The organism is Bacillus sp. AM1(2019), from assembly GCF_009906915.1.
Classification (GTDB): Bacteria; Bacillota; Bacilli; order Bacillales; family Bacillaceae; genus Bacillus; species Bacillus velezensis.
In genome coordinates this window covers 3349453-3370487 of record NZ_CP047644.1, presented here as the reverse complement: position 1 = coordinate 3370487, position 21035 = coordinate 3349453, and the positions used below count along the sequence as shown (strand labels likewise).

General features: G+C 46.8%; 24 protein-coding genes, 1 pseudogene and 1 riboswitch. Of the genes and pseudogenes, 21 read left to right on the top strand and 4 right to left on the bottom strand.

Going from position 1 to position 21035, the window contains the following annotated elements; all coding sequences use genetic code 11:
* Positions 1-49 precede the first annotated feature (49 nt).
* The 11 genes from GNE05_RS16700 to sufB all read left to right on the top strand — a co-directional run bounded on the left by GNE05_RS16700 (position 50) and on the right by sufB (position 9416).
* Positions 50-400 carry an SCP2 sterol-binding domain-containing protein gene (locus GNE05_RS16700; protein WP_003151848.1) on the top strand — a complete coding sequence of 117 codons (351 nt, stop codon included), beginning with the start codon at positions 50-52 and terminating at the stop codon, positions 398-400.
* Between the two features lie 110 nt (positions 401-510).
* A riboswitch (SAM riboswitch) is annotated at positions 511-617 on the top strand.
* 105 nt (positions 618-722) lie between these two features.
* Positions 723-1748: a methionine ABC transporter ATP-binding protein MetN gene (metN, locus tag GNE05_RS16695; RefSeq protein ID WP_003151850.1), complete on the top strand. Its 1026-nt coding sequence runs from the start codon at positions 723-725 to the stop codon at positions 1746-1748.
* Positions 1741-2409 (top strand): methionine ABC transporter permease, encoded by a 669-nt coding sequence (locus GNE05_RS16690; protein WP_003151851.1) that lies wholly within the window; start codon positions 1741-1743, stop codon positions 2407-2409. Before metN ends, GNE05_RS16690 begins: the two co-directional genes overlap by 8 nt.
* A 13-nt stretch (positions 2410-2422) precedes the next feature.
* Complete coding sequence (metQ, locus tag GNE05_RS16685) at positions 2423-3238, top strand: methionine ABC transporter substrate-binding lipoprotein MetQ (RefSeq protein ID WP_007410087.1); 816 nt, start codon at positions 2423-2425, stop codon at positions 3236-3238.
* Between the two features lie 92 nt (positions 3239-3330).
* Positions 3331-3708: a carboxymuconolactone decarboxylase family protein gene (locus GNE05_RS16680; RefSeq protein ID WP_029973602.1), complete on the top strand. Its 378-nt coding sequence runs from the start codon at positions 3331-3333 to the stop codon at positions 3706-3708.
* A 192-nt stretch (positions 3709-3900) separates the two neighbouring features.
* On the top strand, positions 3901-4053 hold the full coding sequence (locus GNE05_RS16675; protein ID WP_003151857.1) for a YuzK family famiily protein: 153 nt from the start codon (positions 3901-3903) through the stop codon (positions 4051-4053).
* Between the two features lie 176 nt (positions 4054-4229).
* Entirely contained in the window at positions 4230-5015 is a 786-nt protein-coding gene (gene sufC, locus GNE05_RS16670) for a Fe-S cluster assembly ATPase SufC (RefSeq protein WP_003327022.1), read from the top strand.
* A 17-nt stretch (positions 5016-5032) separates the two neighbouring features.
* The gene (sufD, locus tag GNE05_RS16665; protein WP_053104476.1) at positions 5033-6346 is read left to right on the top strand and encodes a Fe-S cluster assembly protein SufD; all 1314 of its coding nucleotides are present in this window, start codon (positions 5033-5035) and stop codon (positions 6344-6346) included.
* On the top strand, positions 6346-7566 hold the full coding sequence (gene sufS, locus GNE05_RS16660) for a cysteine desulfurase SufS (RefSeq protein ID WP_007410089.1): 1221 nt from the start codon (positions 6346-6348) through the stop codon (positions 7564-7566). Before sufD ends, sufS begins: the two co-directional genes overlap by 1 nt.
* Positions 7556-7999: a Fe-S cluster assembly sulfur transfer protein SufU gene (gene sufU, locus GNE05_RS16655; RefSeq protein ID WP_003151877.1), complete on the top strand. Its 444-nt coding sequence runs from the start codon at positions 7556-7558 to the stop codon at positions 7997-7999. Before sufS ends, sufU begins: the two co-directional genes overlap by 11 nt.
* Before the next feature lie 19 nt (positions 8000-8018).
* Entirely contained in the window at positions 8019-9416 is a 1398-nt protein-coding gene (gene sufB, locus GNE05_RS16650) for a Fe-S cluster assembly protein SufB (RefSeq protein WP_007410090.1), read from the top strand.
* Between the two features lie 35 nt (positions 9417-9451).
* Here sufB and csn read toward each other — a convergent pair whose 3' ends face one another.
* Both csn and GNE05_RS16640 read right to left on the bottom strand, forming a co-directional pair.
* Positions 9452-10288 (bottom strand): chitosanase, encoded by an 837-nt coding sequence (gene csn / locus GNE05_RS16645; protein WP_003151879.1) that lies wholly within the window; start codon positions 10286-10288, stop codon positions 9452-9454.
* Positions 10289-10424: 136 nt separating this feature from the next.
* Positions 10425-10886, bottom strand: a complete 462-nt coding sequence (locus GNE05_RS16640; protein WP_095270512.1) for a DUF2691 family protein — start codon at positions 10884-10886, stop codon at positions 10425-10427.
* A gap of 77 nt (positions 10887-10963) precedes the next feature.
* On the opposite strand from GNE05_RS16640, the gene GNE05_RS16635 reads away from it, so the two are divergent.
* The 3 genes from GNE05_RS16635 (at position 10964) to GNE05_RS16625 (ending at position 13259) form a co-directional block, all read left to right on the top strand.
* Positions 10964-11665 carry a class I SAM-dependent methyltransferase gene (locus GNE05_RS16635; RefSeq protein WP_160183003.1) on the top strand — a complete coding sequence of 234 codons (702 nt, stop codon included), beginning with the start codon at positions 10964-10966 and terminating at the stop codon, positions 11663-11665.
* A 37-nt stretch (positions 11666-11702) separates the two neighbouring features.
* Positions 11703-12818: an NAD(P)/FAD-dependent oxidoreductase gene (locus GNE05_RS16630; protein ID WP_160183002.1), complete on the top strand. Its 1116-nt coding sequence runs from the start codon at positions 11703-11705 to the stop codon at positions 12816-12818.
* 66 nt (positions 12819-12884) lie between these two features.
* Complete coding sequence (locus GNE05_RS16625; protein WP_007410094.1) at positions 12885-13259, top strand: nucleotide excision repair endonuclease; 375 nt, start codon at positions 12885-12887, stop codon at positions 13257-13259.
* Between the two features lie 38 nt (positions 13260-13297).
* Here GNE05_RS16625 and GNE05_RS16620 read toward each other — a convergent pair whose 3' ends face one another.
* Positions 13298-13570, bottom strand: a complete 273-nt coding sequence (locus GNE05_RS16620; protein WP_160183001.1) for a DUF1648 domain-containing protein — start codon at positions 13568-13570, stop codon at positions 13298-13300.
* Positions 13571-13695: 125 nt separating this feature from the next.
* Between GNE05_RS16620 and GNE05_RS16615 the strand changes: the two genes are divergently transcribed.
* From GNE05_RS16615 to GNE05_RS16605, 3 genes and pseudogenes are all read left to right on the top strand, one after another.
* A complete protein-coding gene (locus GNE05_RS16615) occupies positions 13696-14226 on the top strand; it encodes an SdpA family antimicrobial peptide system protein (protein ID WP_160183000.1) in 531 nt (176 codons plus the stop codon).
* A 32-nt stretch (positions 14227-14258) separates the two neighbouring features.
* Positions 14259-15075, top strand: a pseudogene (locus GNE05_RS16610) (sporulation-delaying protein SdpB family protein); the annotation flags it as partial.
* 84 nt (positions 15076-15159) lie between these two features.
* Positions 15160-15750: a sporulation delaying protein family toxin gene (locus tag GNE05_RS16605; protein WP_007410098.1), complete on the top strand. Its 591-nt coding sequence runs from the start codon at positions 15160-15162 to the stop codon at positions 15748-15750.
* A gap of 33 nt (positions 15751-15783) precedes the next feature.
* Here GNE05_RS16605 and GNE05_RS16600 read toward each other — a convergent pair whose 3' ends face one another.
* A complete protein-coding gene (locus tag GNE05_RS16600; protein WP_021493997.1) occupies positions 15784-16710 on the bottom strand; it encodes a MerR family transcriptional regulator in 927 nt (308 codons plus the stop codon).
* Positions 16711-16906: 196 nt separating this feature from the next.
* Between GNE05_RS16600 and GNE05_RS16595 the strand changes: the two genes are divergently transcribed.
* The 4 genes from GNE05_RS16595 to GNE05_RS16580 all read left to right on the top strand — a co-directional run bounded on the left by GNE05_RS16595 (position 16907) and on the right by GNE05_RS16580 (position 21035).
* Complete coding sequence (locus tag GNE05_RS16595) at positions 16907-17893, top strand: SIS domain-containing protein (protein ID WP_033574890.1); 987 nt, start codon at positions 16907-16909, stop codon at positions 17891-17893.
* Positions 17894-17966: 73 nt separating this feature from the next.
* Positions 17967-19232: an ABC transporter substrate-binding protein gene (locus GNE05_RS16590; protein ID WP_025650319.1), complete on the top strand. Its 1266-nt coding sequence runs from the start codon at positions 17967-17969 to the stop codon at positions 19230-19232.
* A gap of 24 nt (positions 19233-19256) precedes the next feature.
* Complete coding sequence (locus GNE05_RS16585) at positions 19257-20147, top strand: carbohydrate ABC transporter permease (protein ID WP_012118373.1); 891 nt, start codon at positions 19257-19259, stop codon at positions 20145-20147.
* Between the two features lie 3 nt (positions 20148-20150).
* Complete coding sequence (locus GNE05_RS16580) at positions 20151-21035, top strand: carbohydrate ABC transporter permease (protein WP_003151895.1); 885 nt, start codon at positions 20151-20153, stop codon at positions 21033-21035.

Here is a 21035-nt window from a genome sequence, read left to right as displayed (position 1 = left end):
TTAAAAAGAGAAAGTGTATGTATGGCCATTAAAACGGGAGGTTATACGAGTGGAGAAAATAGAAGTTTCAGAGAATGACGGACAGCATCTGTTTTTGAAACCGCTATTAAACGCCTCAACGCTGCTGATTACATTCCAAGGAGAAACAGAAGCCTTAACGGTCTCAATTAACGGACAGGGAGAAATGAGAAAAACGTCGGCTTCAAAGGAAAAATCTAATTTGACCTTTTACGGAAACCAGACGGAAATCATCCATCTCCTGCATGGTGATGTCTCTTTGCAAAAGCTTATCCAAAGCGGAAAACTCAAAGTGAAAGGATCATTCAGAGCCCTGCTGAAGCTGGAGGCCATCCTCTGGCTGACAAACGGATTTTTTCAGGCGATCAGTAAACGGCCGTAACTGCCAATCTACTATGTGACAATAGCTTCCAATATTTATTTTATTGACTTTTTATCATTCGCCGTGCTATTCTACAGTAAGAATTTCCGGACGAAAATACGATATGTTTTCTCTTATCAAGAGAGGTGGAGGGAAGTGCCCTATGAAGCCCGGCAACCATCAACAATGTTGAAATGGTGCCAATTCACTCGAAGCGGTCTGCTTTGAAAGATGAGAGAAAGGCCTTTTTCAATAAGCCTTTCTGCTCATTTTTGCAGAAAGGCTTTTCTTTTGCGGAGAAACCCGGAAGATTTCTTAGAATAGTGTAAGGCGGGTGATTGCTTTGATCCATCTTCAAAATGTTTCAAAAATTTACAAAGCGAAGCATGGGGATGTCAATGCTGTCCAAGATGTCACTCTTGATATCAAAAAGGGCGAAATATTTGGAATTATAGGATATAGCGGAGCTGGTAAAAGTTCCTTAATCCGTCTCCTGAACGGCCTTGAAAAGCCGACGTCGGGAACCGTGGAAGTCGCGGGGACGGAATTAAATAAAGTAAGCAGCCGCGGGCTGAGAAAAGCGCGCCAGGAAATCAGCATGATCTTCCAGCATTTTAACCTTTTGTGGTCGCGCACCGTCCGGGAGAACATTATGTTCCCGTTGGAAATCGCCGGCGTGAAAAAAAGCGAACGGGTCCGCCGCGCTGATGAATTGATTAAACTGGTCGGATTAGAGGGGAAAGAAAAATCTTATCCGTCGCAGCTGAGCGGCGGTCAAAAGCAGCGTGTCGGCATCGCCCGGGCGCTCGCCAATAATCCGAAAGTCCTTCTGTGCGATGAAGCGACATCAGCGCTCGATCCGCAGACGACCGATTCAATTTTGGATCTTTTATCCGATATAAATGACAGACTCGGTCTGACGATCGTGCTCATTACCCATGAAATGCACGTCATCCGAAAAATCTGCAACAGAGTCGCCGTCATGGAAAACGGGAAAGTCGTTGAAGAAGGCGAAGTACTCCAAGTTTTCAGAAACCCGCGCGAACCGATGACCAAGCGTTTCGTTCAGCAGGTGACAGAACCGGAGGAGACGAAAGAAACCATCCAGCATTTTCTGCAGGAAACAGCGACAGGGAAAACGATTCAGCTTTCATTTGTCGGGCAGGCCGCCGAGCAGCCCCTCATTACGGAAATGATCCGAAACTTTGATGTGGACGTCAATATTCTGCAGGGGAAAATTTCACAGACGAAGGACGGAGCCTACGGTTCATTATTCATTCATATTGACGGTCAGGAAAAAGAAGTAGAAAACGTGATCCGGTTCATCAAAGACAAACAGGTAGAAGCAGAGGTGATCACAAATGTTTGAAAAATGGTTCCCGAACGTTGATATAACCGAGCTGTGGACGGCCACATACGAGACCCTTTATATGACGGTCATCGCTTTAGTTTTTTCATTTATCATCGGAGCGATTCTCGGTCTTCTGCTCTTTTTAACGGGCAAGGGAAGCTTATGGGAAAATAAAATCATTAACACCGTGATTGCGGCGGTCGTTAATATTTTCAGGTCTATTCCGTTTCTTATTTTAATTATTCTGCTTCTCGGCTTTACTAAGATTTTGGTCGGATCGATTTTAGGACCGAATGCCGCATTGCCGGCGCTGATTATCGGCTCCGCGCCGTTTTACGCCCGTCTTGCGGAAATTGCGCTCCGGGAAGTCGATAAAGGAGTCATCGAAGCTGCCAGATCAATGGGAGCAAAGACATCGACGATTATTTTCAAAGTGCTGATTCCTGAATCAATGCCTGCGTTAATTTCAGGCATCACCGTGACGGCCATCGCCCTGATCGGATCTACCGCCATTGCCGGCGCCATCGGTTCAGGCGGACTCGGAAACCTTGCATATGTAGAAGGCTACCAGTCCAATAATACGGATGTAACGTTTGTAGCGACAGTATTTATACTCATCATCGTCTTTATCATTCAGATTATCGGTGATGTAATTACAAATATAATAGACAAAAGATAAGGGAGGATTTACATTGAAAAAGATTGTATTAAGTGCGCTGCTGCTTGTGTTCGCGGGAGTTTTAGCCGCCTGCGGATCAAACGGCTCGAATAAAAAGGAAATCGTTGTCGCCGCGACAAAAACACCGCATGCTGAAATTTTAAAAGAAGCGGAACCGCTCTTGAAGGAAAAAGGCTACACATTAAAAGTAAAAGTGCTGAACGATTACAAAATGTACAACAAAGCGTTAGCTGATAATGAAGTGGATGCGAACTACTTCCAGCACGTTCCTTACCTTGAACAGGAAATGAAAGAAAATAAAGATTACAAACTCGTGAATGCCGGAGCCGTTCACCTTGAGCCATTCGGAATTTACACGAAAAAATACAAATCACTGAAAGACCTGCCTAAAGGCGCGACCATCATCATGACGAACAATGTCGCTGAACAAGGCCGTATGCTGGCGATGCTTGAAAAAGCCGGACTGATCACACTTGATCCGAAGGTAAAAACGATTGAAGCCACTACGAAAAACATTACGAAAAACCCGAAAAACCTGACATTCAAAAAAATCGCCCCTGAATTAACGGCGAAAGCATATAATGAAGAAGAAGGCGATGCAGTCTTCATTAACGTCAACTATGCGATTCAAAACAAACTGAATCCGTTAAAAGATGCGATTGAAGTGGAATCAACGAAAAACAACCCGTACGCAAACATCATCGCCGTACGCAAAGGTGACGAAAAATCAGAGAAAATCAAAGCGCTTATGGAAGTGCTTCACTCTAAGAAAATCAAAGACTTTATTGAGAAAAAATACGACGGAGCCGTGCTTCCCGTATCTGAATAAAGCGAAAACCCCGGATGAATCATCCGGGGTTTTTTTCGGGTATTAATCGGAGAACTGTCCATAATAAAAAGGAAGGTTAACGATTGGAGGGAATGGCAGTGGCCCAATACCAGGATAACGGGAAAAGCGTGCATGACGCATTGAAACAATATAAAGAAGGTTTAGGCATATTCGAGCAAAAAATGCCGATGATGGGGCGGAAGTTTAATGAATTTACTGAACAGTGTTTCTCTGCGGATTCATTAACTGAAAAAGAGAAACAATTAATCGCTCTGGGCATCAGCATCAGCGCTCAAGATGAATTTTGCATGATTTATCATACGAAGGGCTGCCTTGACCAAGGGGCGACAGAAGAAAACATCCTTGAGGTCATCGGCGTCGCGGCGGCATTCGGGGGCGGCGCGGCTCTCAGTCAGGGAGTGACCCTCGTGCAGCAGTGCATTCAGGAATTCGGACATACGACGCATTAGAAAGAGCAATCGTGTGAATACCGTTTTTCAGATAAAGCGAGCGCCGGTTTTCGGCACATTCGAAAGGATTCAGGGGCACACTCTCTTTGGCCGGAGCAGGGGATCATTGTTACAATAGAAACAAATATATGAAGGGATTGATTCATTATCTGCACCAGCCACGAGAGACTGGACCTTGACTATACGCCTGAAATGGAAAAAGCGATGCAGAAGTCACACGGCATCGGCTACGAGGAATACGGACGGCGTCTTTCAAAAAGGATGGAAGTCGAACGGCAGAGGGAGCTTGAATATCAAAAAAGCAAGTTCCTCGCAGCGCAGCTTAATGAGAAAATCGGTCAGTAAAAAAGGGTGGATTTCCGCCCTTTTTCTGTTTCAAACAGCTTTAATTACGCCTTGATCTTTGATAAACTTTAGGAATGTTCCGGGTAATATAAAAAGTTGTATTTACTTTTCATTTGTTATAAAATTAGAATGAGAATAAATTGAGAATAATGATTATATATTTTGGAGGTATAGATATGGCTGCTTCAACATTAACGATCAAGGATCTTCACGTTGAAATCGAAGGAAAAGAGATCTTAAAAGGTGTAAACCTTGAAATAAAAGGCGGCGAATTCCACGCTGTCATGGGGCCGAACGGTACCGGTAAATCCACGCTCTCAGCAGCGATTATGGGACACCCGAAATACGAAGTTACAAAAGGCAGCATCACGCTTGACGGCAAGGATGTACTGGAAATGGAAGTGGACGAGCGCGCTCAGGCGGGTCTTTTCCTTGCGATGCAGTACCCAAGCGAAATCAGCGGTGTGACAAATGCCGATTTCCTTCGCTCTGCGATTAACGCCCGCCGTGAAGAAGGCGATGAAATTTCTCTTATGAAATTCATCCGCAAAATGGACGAAAACATGGAGTTCCTTGAAATGGACCCTGAAATGGCGCAGCGTTACCTGAACGAAGGTTTCTCAGGCGGGGAGAAAAAACGCAACGAAATCCTTCAGCTTATGATGATCGAGCCGAAAATCGCCATTCTTGACGAGATCGATTCAGGTCTTGATATCGATGCGCTTAAAGTCGTTTCTAAAGGAATTAACAGAATGCGCAGCGAAAACTTCGGCTGCTTAATGATCACTCACTACCAGCGCCTTCTGAACTACATCACGCCTGATGTCGTTCACGTTATGATGCAGGGACGCGTAGTGAAATCCGGCGGCGCGGAGCTTGCACAGCGCCTTGAAGCGGAAGGTTATGACTGGATTAAACAAGAACTAGGCATTGAAGACGAAACTGTAGGCCAAGAAGCGTAAGCGTTAGGGGGATAATCATGACATTGGAAACGAAACTATCCGTAGATCAGGAATATGTCAAAGGCTTTTCCGAAAAGCATCAAGAACCTGCCTGGCTGAAAAACCTGCGCTTACAGGCTCTTGAAAAAGCTGACGATCTGCCGCTGCCTAAGCCTGATAAAACAAAAATCACAAATTGGAACTTTACAAAGTTCAACAAGCATACAGTAGAAAATGCGCCGCTTGCTTCTTTAGAAGATTTAGCTGATGAAGCAAAAGCGCTGATCGATATCGAAAACGAAGACAAAACGTTATACGTGCAGCGTGACCAAACGCCCGCTTTCCTTTCTCTTTCCAAAGAACTGAAAGACAAAGGCGTCATCTTTACGGACATCTTAACGGCTGCCCGTGAGCACAGCGACCTCGTTGAGAAGTATTTCATGAAAGACGGCGTTAAGGTCGACGAACATAAACTGACTGCGCTTCATGCAGCATTAATGAACGGCGGGGCATTCCTTTATGTTCCTAAAAACGTTCAGGTGGAGACGCCTGTTCAGGCCGTTTACGTTCATGAAAGCAATGACACGGCATTGTTCAACCACGTGCTGATCGTCGCTGAAGACCACAGCTCCGTCACTTACGTTGAGAACTACATCAGCACGGTGAATCCGAAAGAAGCTGTATTCAACATTATCAGTGAAGTGGTCACAGGTGATAATGCCAGCGTGACGTACGGCGCCGTTGACAACCTGTCAGCAGGCGTCACAACATACGTCAACCGCCGCGGAGCCGCGCTCGGACGCGACAGCAGAATCGAGTGGGCGCTCGGACTGATGAACGACGGCGACACGATTTCTGAAAACACGACAAACCTCTACGGAGACGGCACATACGGCGATACGAAAACCGTAGTTGTCGGAAGAGGAGAACAGACGGAAAACTTTACGACGCAGATCATCCACTTCGGTAAGGCTTCTGAAGGCTATATCCTGAAGCATGGAGTCATGAAAGATGCCGCATCTTCCATCTTTAACGGAATCGGCAAAATCGAGCACGGCGCGTCTAAAGCAAACGCTGAACAGGAATCCCGCGTTCTGATGCTGAGTGAAAAAGCACGCGGAGATGCAAACCCGATTCTTTTAATTGATGAAGACGATGTAACTGCAGGACATGCGGCATCTGTCGGCCGTGTGGACCCGATCCAGCTTTACTACTTAATGAGCCGCGGAATTCCGAAAGAAGAAGCGGAGCGCTTAGTCATTTACGGATTCCTTGCTCCGGTGGTAAAAGAGCTTCCGATTGAAGGAGTTAAGAAACAGCTCGTCTCCGTCATCGAAAGGAAAGTAAAATAATGAATATCACCGATATTCGTGAACAGTTCCCGATCCTTCATCAGCAAGTGAACGGACATGACCTCGTGTACCTTGACAGCGCGGCGACTTCCCAGAAGCCGCGTGCTGTCATTGAAGCAGTGGATCAGTATTACAGCAAATACAACTCCAATGTCCACAGAGGCGTTCATACTCTTGGCACGAGAGCGACAGACGGCTATGAAGGTGCGCGTGAAAAAGTCCGTAAGTTTATCAATGCGAAGTCAATGGCTGAGGTCATTTTCACAAAAGGCACGACAACTTCACTGAATATGGTGGCGCTGAGCTATGCCCGCGCCAGCTTAAAACCCGGTGATGAAGTGGTCATCACCCAAATGGAGCATCATGCGAATATCATTCCATGGCAGCAGGCTGTCAAAGCAACCGGCGCGACTTTAAAATATATCCCGATGCAGGAAGACGGCACGCTTTCGTTGGACGACGTCCGGCAGACTGTCACAAGCCATACGAAGATCGTGGCAGTCGCTCATGTGTCAAACGTGCTCGGCACGATCAACCCGATTAAAGAGATCGCCAAAATCGCTCATGACAATGGCGCGGTCATCGTGGTGGACGGGGCGCAAAGCACACCGCACATGAAAATCGACGTTCAGGACTTGGATTGCGACTTCTTCGCGCTTTCTTCCCATAAAATGTGCGGCCCGACGGGAATCGGCGTGCTGTACGGCAAGAAAGAACTGCTTGAGAATATGGAGCCGGCCGAATTTGGCGGCGAGATGATCGACTTTGTAGGGCTTTATGAATCAACTTGGAAAGAGCTTCCGTGGAAATTTGAAGCAGGCACGCCGATCATTGCAGGCGCGATCGGATTGGGAGCCGCGATTGATTTTCTTGAAGAGATCGGACTCGACGAGATTTCCCGGCATGAGCATAAGCTTGCAGCCTATGCGCTTGACCGTTTCGAGCAGCTAGACGGCGTGACGGTATACGGTCCGAAAGAGCGGGCGGGACTTGTGACATTTAATCTTGATGAGGTTCACCCTCATGATGTCGCGACTGTCCTCGATGCTGAGGGCATTGCGGTCAGAGCCGGCCATCATTGCGCCCAGCCGCTCATGAAATGGCTGGATGTATCTGCTACTGCGAGAGCGAGTTTTTATCTGTATAATACAGAGGAAGAGATCGATAAGCTCGCGGAAGCCCTCCAAAAGACAAAGGAGTACTTTACAAATGTCTTTTAATGCAAATTTAGATACATTATACAGACAAGTGATCATGGATCATTACAAAAATCCGCGCAACAAAGGGGTTTTGGATGACAGCATCGTCGTCGATATGAACAACCCGACTTGCGGCGACCGGATCAGACTGACAATGAAGCTTGACGGCGATACCGTTCAGGAAGCGAAGTTTGAAGGAGAAGGCTGCTCCATCTCCATGGCTTCAGCTTCCATGATGACGCAGGCGATTAAAGGAAAAGATATTGATACCGCCCTTTCCATGTCTAAGATTTTCTCAGACATGATGCAAGGGAAAGAGTATGACGACTCAATAGATCTCGGGGATATTGAAGCCCTTCAAGGCGTTTCGAAATTCCCGGCCCGGATTAAATGTGCCACCCTTTCATGGAAAGCACTTGAAAAAGGAGTCGCTGGCGAAAAAGGCGGCAATTAAAAGATTGGAGTGAAAATGGATGGCTAAAAAAATGCCTGAAATTGGTGAATACAAGTACGGTTTTCACGATAAGGACGTTTCCATTTTCCGTTCAGAGCGCGGATTGACAAAAGAAATCGTAGAAGAAATTTCACGCATGAAAGAAGAGCCTCAATGGATGCTTGATTTCCGCCTGAAATCTCTTGAGCATTTCTACAACATGCCGATGCCGCAGTGGGGCGGGGATTTAAACTCTTTAAACTTTGACGAAATTACGTATTACGTAAAGCCGTCTGAGCGTTCAGAGCGTTCTTGGGATGAAGTGCCTGAGGAAATTAAACAGACATTCGACAAACTCGGTATTCCTGAAGCTGAGCAAAAATACCTTGCCGGTGTTTCTGCACAGTACGAATCCGAAGTTGTGTACCACAATATGAAAGAAGATCTTGAAGAGCAAGGCATCGTCTTCAAAGACACAGACAGCGCGCTGAAAGAAAATGAAGACATTTTCCGCGAGCACTGGGCGAAAGTTATCCCGCCGACTGATAACAAGTTTGCGGCGCTGAACTCAGCTGTTTGGTCCGGCGGATCTTTCATCTACGTGCCTAAAGGCGTGAAGGTTGAAACACCGCTTCAAGCTTACTTCCGCATCAACTCCGAAAACATGGGTCAGTTCGAACGTACGCTGATCATCGTTGACGAAGAAGCAAGCGTTCATTACGTAGAGGGCTGTACGGCTCCTGTGTACACAACAAACTCGCTTCACAGCGCGGTTGTTGAAATCATCGTCAAAAAAGGCGGCTACTGCCGTTATACAACAATTCAAAACTGGGCGAACAACGTTTACAACCTAGTAACGAAACGTACGGTTTGTGAAGAAAACGCGACGATGGAATGGGTTGACGGAAACATCGGTTCTAAATTGACGATGAAATATCCGGCTGTCATTCTGAAAGGTGAAGGCGCGCGCGGCATGACGCTTTCTATCGCTCTTGCGGGCAAAGGACAGCATCAGGACGCGGGTGCGAAAATGATTCACCTTGCACCGAATACGTCATCCACAATCGTATCAAAATCGATTTCCAAACAGGGCGGAAAAGTAACATACCGCGGTATCGTCCACTTCGGACGAAAAGCGGACGGCGCCCGTTCAAACATCGAGTGTGATACGCTCATTATGGATAACAAATCAACTTCTGATACAATCCCTTACAATGAAATCCTGAACGACAACATTTCATTGGAGCACGAAGCGAAAGTATCAAAAGTTTCTGAAGAACAGCTTTTCTACTTGATGAGCCGCGGTATTTCTGAAGAAGAAGCAACAGAAATGATCGTTATGGGCTTCATCGAGCCGTTCACAAAAGAACTTCCGATGGAATACGCAGTTGAAATGAACCGTTTGATTAAATTCGAAATGGAAGGTTCCATCGGTTAATAGTAAAACCCCGCCATGTGGCGGGGTTTTTTTGTTTATTGAATAGTGAAATTACCGTATTCGCTTGACCGGACATGAATCGGCCCGTTTAAATTGTAGTTCTTCTCTTTGACAATATCGCGGAAAACGTCGACACGGGCAACCGATTCTCTCCATTCATCCTGGGTGTCCTCATCTGACGGATTCATCAGATCGTCATAGCGCACATCCAAGAATTTATTGAGCCATTTCTTCTCGTCAGTTCCGTCTTTCGGTGACCCGCCCATTTTTTTGTTCGTGCGTTTAATCAGGGCATAAAAGGAGTCTGGATCATCGCCGTCGCCATGCTGAATCACCGTATCGTACATCACTGCTTTTGCCAAGGCCGTTTTCAGTCCGGCATTTTCTGAACGTTTCATCGCCGGCTGATAATACAAGCTGTCATTTACCTTATCTTGGGCAGCGCGGAAGGCTTTATCATTGCCAAGTGAGCGCCAGGCAGAAGCGAATCCTTTCAGATTGCTGATGTCATCGCTTTCGTCCTTCGCAAGACGTCGCAATTCAGGCAAATACTTTTTCAATTTGTTATTCGGCACCGCTTTCGTGTATACTTCGACTACTTCCAGCGCATCTCCGGTAGCCGTCGTAAAGCCGGCCCGCCCGCAAGTGTAACCTCTTCCGTCATCCAACGCTTCAACATATCCGTATTGGATTTCCGTCTTTCCGTTTTCAAAGATGCTGGTCAGCTGTTCCGCCCGGCGCTTCTGATCCTTATTCAGCCCGGCCGCAAAAACCGTACCGCTCATCATCAGGGTAAAAAACATGGTGAAAATAAGAGATGAAACCGCCGTCTTCTTCCAAAAACCTGCTTTTTTCTTCAAACTGATTTTCATTGCCATACCCCTTTCATATGTAAGTTACGCACTCAGTATACATGAGGGGGTTGTTTTTTTGTTGAAAACACACGAATTTGTCAATATTTTGAATCCTAAGCCCTATCCGGCGCTTCATAAAAAGAACGCACCTTCATCAGACAGACAATCCCGTTCTCGCGTCATTCTCATCTGTAACATAGTCAACGCGGTGAAACCCGCATTGTACAGCCTGCTGATAAAGGGCTTCGAGCATAACCGGATCTTTGCAATATAACGTTACATACGAGCAATCTGCAATGAGAAGCACAAGCTCACAGGAACTCTCCAAATATTCCTCATACGTATTGATTTCCGTTACCATCCCGCCCGGGAAAGCTTTCAATTCAGCAAAAATCATATAATAAGGGTTTCCTTCCAGACGCTGACGGAGTTCTTGACCCTGAATGATGCGCTGATTTTGCGGAAACAGGTCTGTATCGGTGTCTTCTTTGAACTCAATATACGCCTCTCCATCACCGATAAACCACGTATAGGAAGAGATGGGGAACGGTTGTAATATATCTGCCGCAAACCGTCCGAACTCATTTGGGATGTTAAATGTAATGCCGCGTTTCATATGGTCGTATCTCCTTTCGGCTTTTGCTAGAATAATATGGTATACCATTTGGATAAATATTGAAAGGGGTGAGTGTTATGACAACACGATACGGAATTGATGCGCCTTATGGAGCGTTTGGATTTATCTTTCTTGCGCTCCTTTATGCCGCAGCCACGTTATGCGGTATGATTCCTCCTTACTGGGGCTGGCTGACGGGCACCTTGTTTTTAGTGCTCGGTCTTTGGATGCTCTTGTATTCAACGGCCATTAAACTTTTACACCGCCACCGCATTCTTGCGCTTTCCGGTTTAAAGCCGGACATGGAGGTGCTTGATATTGGGACGGGACGGGGGCTGCTAGCCATCGCCGCTGCTCAAAAAGGCGCTGACGTCTCAGCGATTGACAAATGGTCAGGCTGGGATCTGGGCGGAAACGGGAGAGACGCATTTGAAAAGAACAGACGGGCAGAAGGAGCGCCGGAAATTGATTTGTATGACGGACTCGCGCAAGACATGCCGTTTCCTGATAAAACGTTTGACCTTGTCATTTCGCATTTTGTCGTACACAACATTTCAGGCAGAAAAGAGAGGGAACGGGCGATTGCGGAAATGGTGAGGGTGCTGAAGCCTGGCGGCACATTGGCCGTGTCAGATATAAAAAATACATCACAATACAGAGAGATTCTTGAGGAAAACGGCTTTCAGACAAGGACGTATTCCTTTTATTATACGTTTCCGTTTTCGAAACTCATCATTGCCGTCAGGACTCCGGTAGGAACCGGGCGCTCCATTTGTTAAAATAAATAAGACAAAACAGATAGAAAAGGTGTTACACATGAAGTCTTATATGATTATCGGGGCCGGCATTCTCGGTGCGTCCGCGGCTTATCATCTCGCAAAGGCCGGGGCGGATGTAACGGTCATTGACCGGAAACACCCGGGGCAGGCGACTGACGCCGCGGCGGGGATCGTTTGCCCGTGGCTGTCGCAGCGGCGCAATCAGGCATGGTATGCGATCGCAAAAGGCGGCGCCCGTTATTATGAACGATTGATACAGCAGCTTGAAGCGGACGGAGAAACAGAAACCGGTTATCAAAAGGTCGGTGCCGTCAGCCTCCATACGGATGAAAAAAAGCTCAGCCAAATGGAGGAAAGAGCTTATAAAAGAAGAGAGGATGCCCCTGAAATCGGTGACATTACAAGACTGACTCCGGAAGAAACGAAGGCGCTGTTCCCCGCGCTGTCGGAGGAATACGGGGCAGTTCATGTCAGCGGCGCGGCCCGGGTGAACGGGAGGGCGCTTCGTAAGGCGCTGTTAAATGCGGCCGTTAAGCACGGCGCGGCTGTTTACAATGAAGAAGCGTCAATATTGACTGAGGACGGTGCCGTCATCGGTGTGAAAACCGCAGAACGCACGCTTACTGCCGACCAGGTTCTCGTAACGGCCGGCGCTTGGGCGAGAGAGCTGCTTGAGCCGCTCGGCATCCGTTTTTCAGTATCATACCAAAAGGCGCAGATCGTTCATTTAGAGCTTCAGGGAGAGGATACGGGCGGCTGGCCCGTCGTCATGCCCCCAAACGATCAATACATTCTCGCCTTTGACAGCGGCAGAATCATAGCGGGTGCGACTCATGAAAACGATACCGGCATGGATTTGCGGGTGACGGCCGGCGGCCTCCGCGAGATTTTTGACAAAGCATTAACCGTGGCGCCGGGCCTTTCAGACAGTACTGTAATAGAGACAAGAGTCGGTTTCAGGCCGTTTACTCCCGGCTTTCTTCCTGTCATCGGCAAAGTGCCGAATATCAGCGGACTCCTCGTTGCCAACGGGCTGGGCGCCTCAGGACTGACGAGCGGGCCGTATCTGGGGGCTGAACTGGCGAAACTCGCGCTCGGTCAGCAGACGGAAATTGATTTAAGCCTTTATGATCCGGCCGGGGCGCTTGAATAAAAAATAGCTTTTGGCGCATTCTTATGATAGGATGGAGCTTTAATGAATAAGAGGACGTGACCCATTTTGATAAAAATAAACCTTCCTGCTCCCGATGTAACCATTACGGAACGGCAGCAGTCACCGTCGGAGAATGAACCGGCGATTAAAGCGATTTACGGTTTCATTGATTTTCACCAAATTCCGAGAGACAAAGGCGGCATATTTATGTTTTATAACATTCATGATGAACTGCTGTTTGTCGGGAAAGCCCGTAAATTAAGACAAAGAATCAAAAAGCATTTTGAAGACAATGTGTCGCCTGTTAAACATCACAGGGACGAAGTGTATAAAATTGAAGTATGTGTCGTAAATGATCCGATGGAAAGGGAGATTTACGAAACGTACGCGATCAATACCCTTCAGTCGAAATACAACATTGAGAAAGTATTTTATAAATAAGAAAAACCGGAGCTTAAGGGCTCCGGTTTTCTTTATGTTTACAGTGCCAGCCACATCACGGCAACATGCACGATCAGCAGACAGTAAACGACGAGGAATAGCTGGACGACCTTTTTTCTGAATAACATGCAGATCATCATGAGCACAGGAAAAATCAGGACGCCGGCCGTTTTATTGATTGATGTATTCGGACGGTTCGACACGTCATAGTGAATGGCCATATCAGCAGGAAGAAACGGATAAAACACAATCGACAGAATAAAGGCGAGAACCACAGCTCCCCACAGCACTTTATCATTCATCAAAAACATATGAACACTCCCTTTTTTTACATATAATAGTATATTAGTTCGAAAAATCTAATTTATCAATATTTTACCTGTTGATTGGTGTATAATCATGTCAATGAAATTTCCATACGCTAGGAGGGTTTCAATTGACTGACAAGAAGCAAACCAGCATGTTTTCATTCTTTCTTTTTATCATGGCTGCCTGGATCATCGTTTTGTTTTTTACCGTCATCGCGGCACTGCCAAGCTCTGCCATCCAATTAACCAAGCATCAATCCAAAACCGTTTCCATGATTTATCCGCAAAACTGGGGATTTTTCAGTAAAGATCCGAGAGAAGACAGCTTGAACATCTATCTTCTTGATGCCGATGAGGAGCTCAGATGGCCGAATAATTCTCTGAAAAATGTGATCGGCTTAAACCGCTACGGGCGGACGCAAGGGATAGAGCTCGGTCTTATGCTGGAAAAGCTGCCTTCCAAAGAGAAGTGGAATGACTTTGCGGCTGGCCAAGACTTTAAGGATACCACATTTTTGAAAATGAAAAATGAGTCCCCCTCCCCAAGGCTGAAAGGGAAAATGATCATTACATATGAACGCATTACCCCGTGGGCATGGAGCCAGCATACCGAAACGAAAAGAACCATCAAAAAATACATCGGAGTGGATGTCAATTGATTCAGGATGCAAAAAAGCAGCTCACCTTATGGATGATGAAGAATCCGCCTTGGACAAATGTGTACGGGCTTGCCAGAAGCTTAATCGCGCTCGGCACGCTGCTGACATTGCTGTTCAATCCGGCGTCTGTCTTCTTCAAAACGCAAAATCAAATGCTCGGTTTTTCCGACACGTTCAGCCTGTTTCTGCTGTTTCCCGATTTCCGTTACATTGAGATCGTCAAAGCCGTTTGTATCTGTATGTTAATCCTTGTCGTCATTGGCTGGCGGCCGCGAATCACCGGTTTTTTTCACTGGTGGATTTCGTACAGCTTCCAAAACTCCGCCGTTACCCTTGACGGAGGAGATCAGGTGGCTGCCGTTTTTACACTGCTGCTGCTCCCGCTGACATTAACCGATCCGCGGAAATGGCACTGGTCTCCGTACGAGGCGTCTTTTGAGAAAAGGCCGCTTGAGCCTTATTACCGCTCCTTGTGCTGGGCAACGCTGACAATCATCAGAATACAGGTCGCAATGCTGTATTTTAACTCCGTCATTGCCAAACTGATGGAAGAAGAGTGGCAGAACGGAACTGCCGTTTATTACTATTTGAACGATCCGATGCTGGGTCTGCCGGATGCGCTTCACGGTCTGTTTGACTTTATCCTGCAGTCCAAGCTTGTCATCATCCCGACTTGGGGCACGCTTATTGTGCAAACCATTATGTTCTGCGCTTTGTTCGCTCCGAAAACATATTGGCGTCTGATATTGTTTATATCCATTTTTATGCACGAAATCTTTGCCGTTATGCTGGGGCTTACCTCGTTTTCCATTACGGTGGCTGGTATTTTGGTCCTGTTTTTGGTGCCGGCAGAGAAAACAGTAGCTTTGAACCATTACAATCCCCTTTTTATCAGATACAATTTTTTCAATAAAAGGAAAAGGAGGAAATTATATGGTTAAAAGCAAGAAGTCCGCAGCTGCCATGATGCTGGTGTTTGTTTTAATGGTTGCATTAGTCGGCCCGCATGCCGCGGCGAAAACTGAGCCATCCGTCTCTTATTCGGGTGAAGACATTTTTTCCGGCATCTTTTTCGGACAAGGTGAGGTCGCAAAGCTCCTTCCTGAAGTATGGGATACCAAGGCTGTCAAAAAGATTGATCAGGATGAATTAAAGCAAGTTTCCGATCAGGTGATCGCTGATATTAAAAAGTCATCGCCGGATTATTTTAAAGAGTTGAAAGCGGCGGTCTACAGCGGCGATTATGAGAAAGTGAACAGCGTCATTGATCAAGGTTCGCAGATTATGGCGAAAGTGCTGAAAGAAGAGTTTGACAAAAAGAGCATGGACAAAGGAAAATCAACGGCCATCGGCCAATGCGCAACGGCTGTATGGGTATTTTTAAACGCGGCGGCCGCCATTGAGACGATCGCTCTTGCGGTAGCGGCCATCATTTTGACAGTAGCAAGCGTTGACGAAGATTCCGACTTAGGAAAAGAGCAGCTCATCGCTAATGTCGTTGACCGCATTAACGCGCAGCACTGAGGCTGAAGAAAGAAAACGCTAAGGAGACGTACCTTAGCGTTTTTTTGATTGAAGCATCTGTTTTAAATATGCTTCTGAATCAAAGCCGAGTTCCTCGTCGGCTTCTTTTTTCAGTTCAAGCTGAAGTCGCACGTACGTGTCATATTTCGGGCTGAGCTTTTGAAGAAGATTGCTGAAAGGCGATCCCGCCTTCAGCGCGGGCAGATCAGAAGCGGATTCTCCGACCTTGATCAGGCTTTCTCTGTATTCTTCATCTGTCTGCACTCTTTTCACAAGCTGAATGATGATGTTTTTATGAGTGTCCCAAGTGGCAGGGTCTCTCTCCAAAATCCGCTCGATAAATTGGTCATGCTGGACTTTGTGCTGCTGGAGCTGAGCCGGATCCTCCTTGCCGACCAGCTGCATCATCGGGTGTTCAGCCGGAACTTCTTCCATATCATCCAATACTTTAATAAGCTCCGCCCATATCGCTTTTTTCTCATCTGTATCAATAGAAAAGTCGAGGAACGGTTCAAACAGCGCGGCGATAAATTCTCCGAAATCTCCCGGGAACAGTTTTTTCAGCTGAAGTCCCATATACTTCGGTTCATCTATTTTGACCTCGCCGATATCATGCAAAATTGAATCGACATTTTCCGCATCTTCCACGCGCTTGATCAGCATTTCAGTCAGTTTCCGTTCCTGCTCAAGCTCTTCAATCTGCCGGCTGAGCTTTTGATGCTGCTGGCGCAGTATATCATGCAGACTGCTGCCCTCTAAGAGGAACGCTTTAATATCGCTTACAGACAGTGCCAGCATTCGGAGGGCGGCAATCATTTTCAGCGTATTCACGTTCTGAGCGGAATACTCACGGTATCCGTTATCAGGGTTTTTGCTGACGGTGATTAAACCTTCCTGCTCATAATATTTGATGGCTTTTTTCGTGAGACCCGTCTGCCTTGCGGCTTCTTTTATATTCATTCTGAATCACTCCCTGCTTTTCATTCTAAACGTGTCTCTAAGGGTCAGGTCAAGAGAGGGCGGGAAATAAGACGGGTTTATTTTATATTTTAGAAATTTCAGAAAATATGATTGACAACGCACCTTTGTTGCGATTAATATAACGTTATATAATGTTATATAACGTTATATAATAAAACACTGAGGAGTGAAGGATTTGAGTCAAACTGCCGCACAAGTGAATCACAAAGTTCAGGCTTTCTTGGATGATCTGAAAGGAAAAACGATTGACCACGTCTTTTTCGTCGCTTGCGGGGGTTCTTCAGCCATTATGTATCCGAGCAAGTACGTGTTTGACAGAGAGGCGAAAGCCATCAGCTCTGATCTCTACAGTTCAAATGAATTTATTCAGCGCAATCCCGTTCAGCTCGGAGAGAACTCTCTCGTGATTTTATGTTCTCAGTCAGGCAATACGCCGGAAACGGTGAAAGCCGCCGGTTTCGCCAGAAAAAAAGGCGCGCTTACGATTGCGATGACCTTTGAGCCTGATTCGCCGTTAGCGAAAGAAGCCGAATATGTCGCGGTGTATGACTGGGGTGAGAATGCACAGGCGATAAATACGAATTACGGGGTTCTGTATCAAATCGTGTTCGGCGCTTTACACGTGCTGGAAAACCATCCCGTGTTTGAACAGGCGATCGACGGACTCAATAAGCTCCAGACCGTATATGACAAAGCGCTTAAACAAGAAGCGGATCACGCAAAGGCATTCGCGAAAGCCCACGAAAAAGAAGATATCATTTACACGATGGCAAGCGGTGCGAACTACGGCGTCGCTTACTCCTACAGCATCTGCATTCTCATGGAAATGCAATGGATTCATTCCCACGCCATTCATGCCGGAGAATATTTTCACGGCCCGTTCGAAATCATTGATGAATCCGTTCCATTTATTATCCTGCTCGGCTTAGACGAAACAAGACCCCTTGAAGAGCGGGCGCTTTCCTTCTCAAAAAGATACGGCAAAAAACTGACTGTGCTTGATGCGGCAGCATATGATTTTTCCGGAATTGACGATTCTGTAAAAGGCTATCTGGCTCCTCTCGTATTAAACCGGGTGCTCAGAAGCTATGCGGATGCGCTGGCGGAAGCAAGGAACCATCCGTTAAGCCAGCGGCGTTACATGTGGAAAGTCGAATATTAAGAACGCGCATTATATTTCACCGGACTATAATGATATATAACGTTATAGTCCGGTGACAAAGGAGGAAAAGCATCTGAAAAAGCTCATCTGCCTGTTCGTTCTGTTAGCCGTATGTCTGTCAGCCGCCGCCTGTTCAAGCCAAAGCAGTTCCTCTGACGGAAAAGTGACCTTGAAGTTTTTTCACAGGTGGCCGAAGGAGCCGGAAAAAAGCTATTTTGAAGAAGCGGTCAAAGAATTTGAAGCCGCTCATCCGGATATTCATATCCAAACGGAAGCGGTCTTAAACGATTCTTATAAAGACAAGGTGAAAGTCATGCTCGGAACAACGAGCCCCCCTGATATTTTCTTTTCATGGAGCGACCGGTTTGCTTATAAATTCATCAAAGGAGATAAAGCCCTCGATCTGTCGTCTTACTATCAGCAGGATAAAGATTGGTCCTCACAGCTTGTGCAGTCACAAATCAAACCCTTTACGCATGACGGAAAACAGTACGGTGTTCCGTGGCAAATGGACGCTAAATCATTCTTTTATAATAAGGACATTTTTCATACATTACATTTGAAGCCCCCGGCGACATGGGATGAACTGATCACAGTCTCTGAGAAATTGAAAGAGAACGGATATATTCCGATCAGTTTCGGCACAAAAGCGCCTTGGACGATTTCTCATTATATCGGGACGCTGAACCAGCGTATGGTGGATGAAAAAACGCGGGCGAAGGATTACAGCCCGGAAACCGGGGAGTTTACGGACGAAGGCTATGTCAAAGCGCTTGAAAAGCTTCAGGAACTGCTGCCGTACTTTACAAAGCACGTGAACTCCGTTGATCACGAATACGTGCGCCAGCAGTTTACAAGCGGAAAAGCGGCGATGATTTATGCGGAAACGGCAGAAATTAAGCTCGTCGAACCGGTCAATCTGGGCTTGTTTCCTTTCCCGAAAATCAGCGGCGAAAAGGGATCTCCCCGTGCACTGACCGGATCTCCGGAAGGATTTATGATTTCCTCAAAAACGAAGCACCCGAAAGAAGCCATGGAATTTCTTCAGTTTTTAACCTCGAAAAAAATGGGAGAGAAGCTGATAAAAGACGTCGGTAAATACAGCGCGGTTCAAGGAACGGCGACAGAAAACAATTCCGCCCCGATCCAGCGCGAAGCCGTGCAGGATATCGTCCGCGCCGAATCAATGGTGCCCTGGTTTGATATGGATGTTGACGTTGAAATCGCCGATGTGTATGCGGCAGGCGTTCAGCAGATGCTCGGCGGCACAATGACACCGCGCGAGGTGATGAATTCCGTGCAGAAAGCGGCGCGTCAGGTCAGAGCGTCATCTGAATAGAACAGATTTCTTTGGAGAAAGGAGATGAGGATTTCCTTGGTCAGCCGAAAACGTTTCATTCCGTATCTGTTTCTCGCGCCCGCGCTGATTTTTCTGCTGTTCGTTTACATTCCGATTATTGAGAATGTGTTTTTCAGTCTGTTTGAATGGAGCTCATTTCAACCCGAAAAGACGTTTATCGGTTTGAAAAATTATATTGACCTGTTTCACGATCCCGTGTTTTTTACAGCACTCCGCAACAATGTGCTGTATGCGGTCATATCGCTGATTTGCCAGGTTGGCGGCGGCTTAATTCTGGCGGCCGTGCTGGAAGACAGATTGGTAAGAAAATGGTCGCCGTTTTTCCGCACGGTCTTTTTTCTTCCGGTCGTTATTTCCATGACCGTTATTGCGCTGTTGTTTGATTTTATTTATAACCCGGAAATCGGTCTCTTGAATCAGCTGCTGGAAGCCGTCGGACTTGATGAACTGACCCGGGCGTGGCTGGGCGATGAAAACACCGCTATGCTGTCTGTCATTTTTGTGTCTCAATGGCAGTCTGTCGGTTACATTGCCATGCTGTACATTGTCTCGATTCAGAGCATTCCCGCTGAATTATATGAATCGGCGCAGCTGGACGGAGCCGGAAAAATCCAGCAGTTTTTTCACATTACGGTGCCGCAGACGAAAGAAATGTCGTTTGTTGCCGTGGTGATGACGCTGACCGGCGCATTTACCGTATTTAATGAACCGTATATTCTGACCGGCGGAGGGCCGGGCAATGCTTCAGAAGTGCTGAGCACATTTTTGTATAAGAGCGCTTTTACAAAGGATATGATGGGCTACGCTTCTGCGATCGCGACGGTGGTGCTTTTGCTGACGCTTGCTCTGTCGCTTATTCAGATGAAATTCTTTAAGACCGGAAAGGAGGAGTAGCCGATGCTTCCTGAAAAGACGGACTTGCGTCATGCCCGTCAGGCCGTCAGAACAGGCGGAAAACCGAGAAAATGGTATGTCGGGGAAACGTCTGTGTGGCTGTTTCTCTTTATCTACCTCATTGCCGTTGCTTATCCGCTGTTATGGATGGCGGTCAGCGCCTTTAAAAGCTCGGATGAGATTTTTGAGCACAGCTGGTCGCTGCCCTCTGTCTGGCATCCCGAAAACTTCGTATCCGCATGGAACCAAGGGATTTCCGCTTATTTTATGAACAGCGTCATTGTGACCGTGCTGACTTGTCTCATCACCGTATTTGTGAGCGCCTGGGCGGCATACGGGCTGGCCCGTTTTCAATTTAAAGGAAAAGGGTTTGTGCTGATCATTTGTCTTGGCGGCTTGATGCTGACGCCGCAGGTCAGTCTTGTGCCGCTGTACTCCATTATCCAGTCATTGGGACTGTACAATACGTATTGGGCATTGATTCTTCCGTACGCCGCCTACCGTATTCCGTTTACCGTGATTCTGATCCGTTCCTATTTTTTGTCGATTTCCAAAGAGCTTGAGGAAGCTGCCTATCTGGATGGATGTACAAGTTTCGGAATATTTTTCAGAATATTCTTACCTATGAGCGTGCCGATTCTGGTGACATCAGGCATTTTGACGGCTTACCATACATGGAATGAGTTTATGTTTGCGATTATTTTTATCGATGATGAAAATTTACGGACGATTCCGGCCGGGCTGATGCAGTTCAGAGATGCGCTGCAGACGGATTGGGGCGTGCTGCTGGCCGGGCTGACGATTTCTGCTGCTCCGATCATCGCGTTGTTTTTATTGATGCAGAGATATTTTATCCGCGGCATTGCAGCGGGAAGCGTGAAAGGATAA